Annotated in this window: 7 protein-coding genes; 5 read left to right on the top strand and 2 right to left on the bottom strand. The window is 63.4% G+C overall.

Annotated elements, in window-relative coordinates; translation table 11 throughout:
- Window positions 1-46: 46 nt before the first annotated feature.
- Both P3W75_RS00900 and P3W75_RS00895 read right to left on the bottom strand, forming a co-directional pair.
- Window positions 47-808 carry an MBL fold metallo-hydrolase gene (locus P3W75_RS00900; RefSeq protein ID WP_276225483.1) on the bottom strand — a complete coding sequence of 254 codons (762 nt, stop codon included), beginning with the start codon at window positions 806-808 and terminating at the stop codon, window positions 47-49.
- 8 nt (window positions 809-816) lie between these two features.
- Window positions 817-1,896 carry a polyamine ABC transporter substrate-binding protein gene (locus P3W75_RS00895; protein ID WP_276225482.1) on the bottom strand — a complete coding sequence of 360 codons (1,080 nt, stop codon included), beginning with the start codon at window positions 1,894-1,896 and terminating at the stop codon, window positions 817-819.
- Window positions 1,897-2,856: 960 nt separating this feature from the next.
- On the opposite strand from P3W75_RS00895, the gene cyoA reads away from it, so the two are divergent.
- The 5 genes from cyoA to cyoE are packed head-to-tail and all read left to right on the top strand — an operon-like array spanning window position 2,857 to window position 7,637.
- Window positions 2,857-3,783 carry a ubiquinol oxidase subunit II gene (gene cyoA, locus P3W75_RS00890; protein ID WP_346429846.1) on the top strand — a complete coding sequence of 309 codons (927 nt, stop codon included), beginning with the start codon at window positions 2,857-2,859 and terminating at the stop codon, window positions 3,781-3,783.
- A gap of 8 nt (window positions 3,784-3,791) precedes the next feature.
- Window positions 3,792-5,768 (top strand): cytochrome o ubiquinol oxidase subunit I, encoded by a 1,977-nt coding sequence (gene cyoB / locus P3W75_RS00885; RefSeq protein ID WP_276225481.1) that lies wholly within the window; start codon window positions 3,792-3,794, stop codon window positions 5,766-5,768.
- 3 nt (window positions 5,769-5,771) lie between these two features.
- On the top strand, window positions 5,772-6,401 hold the full coding sequence (gene cyoC / locus P3W75_RS00880; RefSeq protein WP_276225480.1) for a cytochrome o ubiquinol oxidase subunit III: 630 nt from the start codon (window positions 5,772-5,774) through the stop codon (window positions 6,399-6,401).
- Window positions 6,401-6,739, top strand: a complete 339-nt coding sequence (gene cyoD, locus P3W75_RS00875) for a cytochrome o ubiquinol oxidase subunit IV (protein ID WP_276225479.1) — start codon at window positions 6,401-6,403, stop codon at window positions 6,737-6,739. Before cyoC ends, cyoD begins: the two co-directional genes overlap by 1 nt.
- A 10-nt stretch (window positions 6,740-6,749) precedes the next feature.
- Window positions 6,750-7,637, top strand: coding sequence for a heme o synthase (gene cyoE / locus P3W75_RS00870; protein WP_276225478.1), 888 nt, complete (start codon window positions 6,750-6,752; stop codon window positions 7,635-7,637).
- The last annotated feature ends 58 nt before the right edge of the window (window positions 7,638-7,695 follow it).

Genomic DNA, 7,695 nt, shown 5'->3' with positions numbered 1-7,695 from the left:
AGGATCGCGGGCTTTTTCGTTTTCGCCTTCCTCATATAGCCGGCGTTCAGCCCGTCGCGGCCAGGTAGACCTCGGCCAGCTGGCGCAGGCGCTCGCGGCCGAAGCTGGCTTCGTGGCCCGCGTGCACCACCGTCACTGGAAGCTCGCGCAGGCGTTGCATGGTGCGACGGTAGGTGGGGATGTCGGCGCCGGGAATGCGATCGAGCAGCTCCGCGTCGTAGATGGCGTCGCCGGAGAACAGCGTGCCGCTGCCGTGCTCCAGCAGGCCGATGCTGCCGGGTGAATGTCCCGGCAGGTGCAGCACTTCGAACTGCCGGTCGCCCAGGTCGAGTACGCCGCCTTCCTCCAGCAGGCCGGTGGGCGGGGCCGCGCGCAGGCGCCAGCCGGCCGGGTCGAAGCCTTCATGGGGCAGGGCGTCGATCACCAGGCGGCTGGCATCCAGGTCGCCCATGTATTCGGCCAGCCAGTGGTCCTCGGCCAGGGCCAGGCGTACGTCCGCCTCCGGCTCGCGGAAGTCGGCGGCCTCGGCGGGGTGGCAGAGGCGGCAGTCGAATTCGTGCAGGCCGCCCATGTGGTCGAGGTGGCAGTGGGTGGCGACCGTCAGCAGTGGCCGCTCGAACAGGTCGCGGGCCGCGTCGCGCAGGCTGGCGACGCCCATGCCGGTGTCCACCAGCAGGTCGCGCTCGCGGCCGCGCACATGCCAGATGTTGCAGCGCAACATCGGGTGCACATGGGGCTCCCAGAGCAGGGTGATGCCGTCACCCAGGTGACGGCGTTCGAACCAGCGATCGGCGATCTTCAGGGGCATGGCGTTCCTCAGTGCTGGGTGCGGAAGCTGGCCCACAGGCGGGTGCGCTCGCGGAGCAGCTTGCCGGGCAGCAGTTCTTCGCCGAACAGGGTGTCACGCACGGCCTGCGGAGGATAGACCGCCGGGTTGCCGGCGATGCCGGTGTCGACCAGGGGCGTGGCGGCCTGGTTGGCGTTGGCGAAGTACATGGCGTTGGTCAGCTCGGCCATGGAGCCGGGCTTCAGCATGTACTCGATGAAGGCGCGCGCGGCTTCCGGGTGCGGGGCGTCGGCCGGCACGGCCAGGGTGTCCACCCACATCAGGGTGCCTTCGCGGGGGATGCGATAGATGATTTCGAAGGGCTTCTTCGCCGCCAGCGCTTGGTTGGCGGCGATGACTGCGTCGCCGTTGTAGGTCAGCGCCAGGCACAGGTTGCCGTTGGCGAGGTCGCTGCTCTGGGTGCCGAAGCCGATGTAGCGCAGGTTCGGGTGCAACTCGGCGAGTAGCTTGCCGGCGGCCCGGAGGTCGTCCGGATTCTGGCTGTAGGGCTGCTTGCCGAGGTAGTGCAGGGCGACGCTGAGCACTTCCTGCGGCGCGTCGACCACCGAGATGCCGCAGTCCTTCAGCTTGCTGGCGTACTCGGGCTTGAACAGCAGGTCATAGCTGTTCAGTGGCGGGTTGGGGATACGCTTTTCCACTTCCTGGCGGTTGATCGCCAGGCCCGTGGTGCCCCAGGTGTAGGCCAGGGCGTAGCGGTTGCCCGGGTCGGCGCCCTGGAGTGCGGCGAGGATCTGTTTGTCGAGGTTCTCGTAGCCGGACATCTGTTGCAGTTCGATGGGCTGCAGGGCCTTGGCCTGGATGGCCCGGCCGAGCATGGCGCTGCCCGGCACCACGATGTCGTAGCCGCTATGGCCGGTGAGCAGCTTGCTTTCGAGAACGTCGGCGCTGTCGAAGGTGTCGTAGTGCACGCGGATGCCGGTATCGCGCTCGAAGGCCTTGAGCGCTTCCGGGCCGACGTAATCGGCCCAGCTATAGAGGTTGAGGACTTTCTCTTCGGCCTGGGCCGACAGGCTCAGCAGGGTCAGCAAGGGCAACAGCACGGCTTTCATGGCAGGGCTCCCGGGGGTAGGTGGGGCGAGCATGGGGCGGTGCACACATTGATGAAATACAAATCCAATCACGCTGACATTTATCAGCATTAATGTTTTTCGATATTTTTACCGTCCGCGCTGGAGGGTCATAAGCGGCCAGATTCGAGCGGTCGGATATGGCCATTTCGTCAGGTCTTGAAACCATTTTCAGAGCTGTCGCACTTGCTGCGGCGATGTGTCGCACTCCGTGCGAGGCGCCTGCAGAGGCATTTCCAGTGGCCTTGATCGAGGTCATTTCGCGCTCCGCGCGAGTGCATTAGGCGGGTACTTTCCAATCGTTCGAAGTGCGGTTGAATGCCGCGCCGGGCTTGGCCTTTGACGAGTTACTCACAGGTTGTCCAGAGGCCTGCGGAGGCGCTCTCCGGCCCCCGCGCGAAGTGCCCGCGAGGCTCGGCGACCGAGCGGTCACGGCGCTCACTCTTTCCCCTGGCGAGATAATGTCTTGTTAAAAATGAGACGGCAGGGCCTTGCCAGTGCTTTCTGAAATGTCTTGTAATATCGCCCGCCCATTCCTGACCCCATAGCGCCTTGGTTCCAGCGTTGCAGAACCTTGGCAGGCATTCGCCGCAGGGCGGTGCCGAACAACAACGAGGGGCTGACTGTGGTGGGTTTCTGCTCCAACAACGAGTAGGGCAATCCGCTCGTGGATACGGTGTCGGCCAGGCGGGGTTCTTCGGAACCGGCAGGACGGGCGCCACACGCTGAATAACACGGAACGAATCAGCACACGGATCGGTTTCGCTACGCGAAAGCCGGGCTGGGTTCCTTTTGCCTTGTTTTCTTGCAGCGCCGATTCGCTACCCCATGGATCCACTACGTCACGCCCCGGAAGGCGCGGCGGGCAGTTCGTCGAGCATGAACCCTGCGTGGGTAAATCTCATGGGCGGTGTAGCTATGTTCATCCATTAAGGCCGCAAGATGAAAATAGACCAGTACTCTGGATACCTGAAGAGATTGTCCGTGCTGCTCCCCCTGCTCTCGCTGGGCGGTTGCAACATGGTCCTGTTCGACCCCAAGGGGCAGATCGGTGCTGACGAGAAGTCGCTGATCATCACCTGCACCCTGCTGATGCTGCTCGTGGTAGTGCCGGTGATCGTCATGACCCTGGCATTCGCCTGGAAGTACCGCGCTTCCAACACCAAAGCCACCTACATGCCCGACTGGGCGCACTCCACTCGTATCGAGCTGGTGGTGTGGCTGGTGCCCTGCGTGATCATCGCCATCCTCGGCTGGATCACCTGGGAGAGCACCCACAAGCTGGACCCCTATCGTCCGCTGGACTCCGACGTCAAGCCGATCACCATCCAGGCCGTCTCGCTGGACTGGAAATGGCTGTTCATCTATCCGGAGCAGGGCATCGCCACCGTCAACGAGATCGCGTTCCCGAAAGACACCCCGGTGAACTTCCAGATCACGTCCGACACCGTGATGAACTCCTTCTTCATCCCGCAGCTGGGTAGCCAGATCTACTCGATGACCGGGATGCTGACCAAGCTGCACCTGATCGCCAACGAAGAAGGCGTGTTCGACGGCATCTCCGCGAACTACAGCGGTGCGGGCTTCTCCGGCATGAAGTTCAAGGCCATCGCCACTTCCGAGCAAGGCTTCCAGGACTGGGTCGCCAAGGTCAAGGCCGCACCGGCCGGCCTGCAGGAAGAAGGTTTCCCCGAGCTGGCCAAGCCGAGCGAAAACGTTCCGGCGACCTACTTCTCCTCGGTCACTCCGGACCTGTTCCAGCACATCCTGACCAAGCACGAGCGTGCTGGCCTGGCGATGGGCAAAGGCAAGGCCGAGCACGCCGAAGGCGAAGCTGAATCGCAATCCAATCCGAGTATCCAGGAGTAACCGCACAGATGTTCGGGAAACTGACACTGTCGGCCGTGCCCTATCACGAGCCGATCATCATGATCACGCTGGCGGTCGTTGCCCTGGTGGGCCTCGGCGTCTTCGGCGCGGTCACCTATTACCGCAAATGGACCTACCTGTGGACCGAATGGCTGACCTCCATCGACCACAAGAAGATCGGCGTGATGTACATCATCGTCGCCCTGATCATGCTGCTGCGCGGCTTCGCCGACGCCATCATGATGCGCGGCCAGCTGGCCCTGGCCGAAGGCTCGAACCACGGCTTCCTGCCGCCTGAGCACTACGACCAGATCTTCACCGCGCACGGCATGATCATGATCATCTTCATGGCCATGCCCTTCATGACCGGCCTGATGAACCTGGCCGTTCCGCTGCAGATCGGCGCCCGCGACGTGGCCTTCCCGTTCCTGAACTCCCTCAGCTTCTGGCTGCTGGTGGTCAGTGCGATGCTGGTCAACGTGTCCCTGGGCCTGGGCGAGTTCGCCCGTACCGGCTGGGTGGCCTACCCGCCGCTGTCCGAGCTGGCCTACAGCCCGGGCGTGGGTGTGGACTACTACATCTGGGCACTGCAGATATCCGGCATGGGTACGCTGCTGACCGGTATCAACTTCCTGGTCACCGTGTTCAAGATGCGCACCCCCGGCATGAAGCTGATGCAGATGCCGATCTTCACCTGGACCTGCACCTTCGCCAACATCCTGATCGTTGCGTCCTTCCCGATCCTGACCGCCGCCCTGGGCCTGCTGTCGCTGGATCGCTACCTGGACATGCACTTCTTCACCAACGAGCTCGGCGGCAACGCCATGATGTACATCAACCTCTTCTGGGCCTGGGGCCATCCTGAGGTGTACATCCTGATCCTGCCGGCTTTCGGTATCTTCTCCGAAGTCACCGCCACCTTCGCCGGCAAGCGCATGTTCGGCTACACCTCGATGGTGTGGGCGAGCGCCGCGATCACCTTCCTCGGCTTCACCGTGTGGCTGCACCACTTCTTCACCATGGGTTCGGGCGGCGACGTCAACGGCTTCTTCGGCGTTGCGACCATGCTGATCTCCATCCCGACCGGGGTGAAGCTGTTCAACTGGCTGTTCACCATCTACCGTGGCCGCCTGCGCTTCGACACCCCGATCCTGTGGACCCTGGGCTTCATGATCACCTTCACCATCGGTGGCATGACCGGCGTTCTGCTGGCTATTCCGGGTGCTGACTTCCTGCTGCACAACAGCCTGTTCCTGATCGCCCACTTCCACAACACCATCATCGGTGGCGCGGTGTTCGGCTACCTGGCCGGCTTCGTCTTCTGGTTCCCGAAAGCCTTCGGCTTCAAGCTGGACGAGAAGTGGGGCAAGCGTTCCTTCTGGTGCTGGCTGGTCGGCTTCTACATGGCCTTCATGCCGCTGTACATCCTCGGCTTCATGGGCATGACCCGTCGCCTGAACCACTACGACAACCCGCTGTGGAAGCCGTACCTGGTGGTGGCGTTCTTCGGCGCCGTGCTGATCCTGTTCGGCATCCTCAGCCAACTGATCCAGCTGTTCGTTTCCATCAAGAACCGCAAGGCCCTGGCCGACGTGACCGGCGACCCGTGGGGCGGCCGTACCCTGGAGTGGTCCACTTCCTCGCCGCCGCCGTACTACAACTTCGCCGAGCTGCCGGTGGTGCGTGATGTCGACGCCTTCCACGAAATGAAGCAGAACGGCCGCGCCTACCAGGCTCCGGCAAGCTACAAGCCGATCCACATGCCGAAGAACACCGCCGCTGGTTTCTCCATCGCGCTGTTCGCCTTCATCTTCGGCTTCGCTGCGATCTGGCACATCTGGTGGCTCGTGGGCGTCGGCTTCGTCGGCATGATCGCCTCCGTCATCGTGCGCAGCTACGTCACCGACCTGGACTACTACGTCCAGCCGGACGAGATCGAGCGCATCGAGAACCGTCACTTCCAGCAACTCGCCAAACAGGTCTGATCCATGTCTTCGGCAGTATTGAGCAAACACTCGGTCGCCCACGAAACGGGGCATGACCACGATCATGAACACCACGACACGGGGGGCATGACGGTCTTCGGCTTCTGGCTGTACCTGATGACCGACTGCATCCTGTTCGCCAGTGTCTTCGCCACCTACGCTGTGCTCGTCGGCCATACGGCCGGCGGCCCCAGCGGCAAGGACATCTTCGAACTGCCCTACGTGGCCGTGGAAACCGCGATCCTGCTGATCTCCAGTTGCACCTACGGCCTGGCCATGCTGGCCGCGCACAAGGGTGCCAGGGGCAAGGCCATCGCCTGGCTGGGCGTGACCTTCCTTTGCGGCGCCGCGTTCATCGGTATGGAAATCAACGAATTCCATCACCTGATCGTCGAGGGCTTCGGCCCGAGCCGTAGCGCCTTCCTGTCGTCCTTCTTCACCCTGGTCGGCATGCACGGTCTGCACGTAAGCGCGGGCCTGCTGTGGATGCTGGTGCTGATGGCGCAGATCGGCACTCGCGGTCTCACCGCGCAGAACAACACTCGCATGATGTGCCTGAGCCTGTTCTGGCACTTCCTGGACATCGTCTGGATCTGCGTATTCACCGTCGTTTACCTGATGGGGGCCGTGTAATGAGCGCCGCTGCACACGACAACCACGGCGCCGGCCACGGCAGCCTGGGTTCCTACGCAATCGGTTTCGTGCTGTCGATCATCCTCACCGCGATTCCCTTCTACATGGTCATGGATGGCGGTTTCTCCCGCCACGCGACCATCCTCACCATGGTCATCCTCGGCCTGGTGCAGGTGGTGGTGCATCTCGTGTGCTTCCTGCACATGAACATGTCCTCGGAAGGCCGCTGGAACGTGATGGCGTTCATCTTCACGCTGATCGTCATCCTGCTGGTGGTGGGCCTGTCGCTGTGGATCATCTTCAGCGCCGATGGCCTGATGATGCCGATGGTGAACTGAGGCTGACGACGTGAAGCTGAAGCGTTATCTCCTGGTAACCAAGCCAGGCATCATCTTCGGCAACCTGATCGCCGTGGCGGGGGGCTTCTTCCTCGCCGCGCGCGGCAGCGTCGACCCGACGCTGCTGCTGGCGACCGTGATCGGGCTGTCGCTGGTGGTGGCCAGTGGGTGCGTGCTGAACAACTGCATCGACCGTGATATCGACCGCCACATGGAGCGGACCCGTGGCCGCGTGACCGTGACCGGGCAGATCTCGCTGACGGCCGCCCTGGCCCACGGCGTGGTGCTCGGCCTGGCGGGCTTCGGCCTGCTGTGGTGGAAGACCAACGTGCAGGCGACCCTGATGGCGGCGTTCGGCTTCGTGGTCTACGTCGGCTTCTACAGCCTCTGGCTCAAGCGTACGTCGGTCTACGGCACGCTGGTCGGCAGCCTCTCCGGGGCCATGCCGCCGGTGGTGGGCTACTGCGCCGCGAGCGGGCAGTTCGACATGGGCGCCGCGGTGCTGCTGCTGATCTTCTGCCTCTGGCAGATGCCGCACTCGTACGCCATCGCGATCTTCCGCTTCGCCGACTACGAGGCGGCGGGCATCCCGGTGTGGCCGGTAGCCCGTGGCATCGAAGCGACCAAGCGGCAGATCCTCTACTACGTGCTGGCCTTCGGCGCCGCCACCCTGCTGCTGACCGCGACCGGCTTCGCCGGTTACGGTTACCTGGTGGTGGCCCTGGCGGTCAGCGCCTGGTGGCTGTTCATCGCGGTCTCGGGTTTCCGCGCCGAAGACGATCGGCTGTGGGCACGCAAGCTGTTCGCGTTCTCCATCATCGCGATCAGCGTGCTGAGCCTGATGATGTCGATCGACTTCCAGGGCCTGCCGGCTCCGGCGTTGGTGGCCGGCCTGTAAGGCGACCCCGCGCTACGAAAAAGCCGCCCCTCGGGGCGGCTTTTTCATGCCTGCGATT

The organism is Pseudomonas citronellolis (assembly GCF_029335315.1).
Classification (GTDB): domain Bacteria; phylum Pseudomonadota; class Gammaproteobacteria; order Pseudomonadales; family Pseudomonadaceae; genus Pseudomonas; species Pseudomonas citronellolis_A.
The sequence above is the reverse complement of the archived record's forward strand: the minus strand, read 5'-3'. Positions and strand labels throughout refer to the sequence as shown.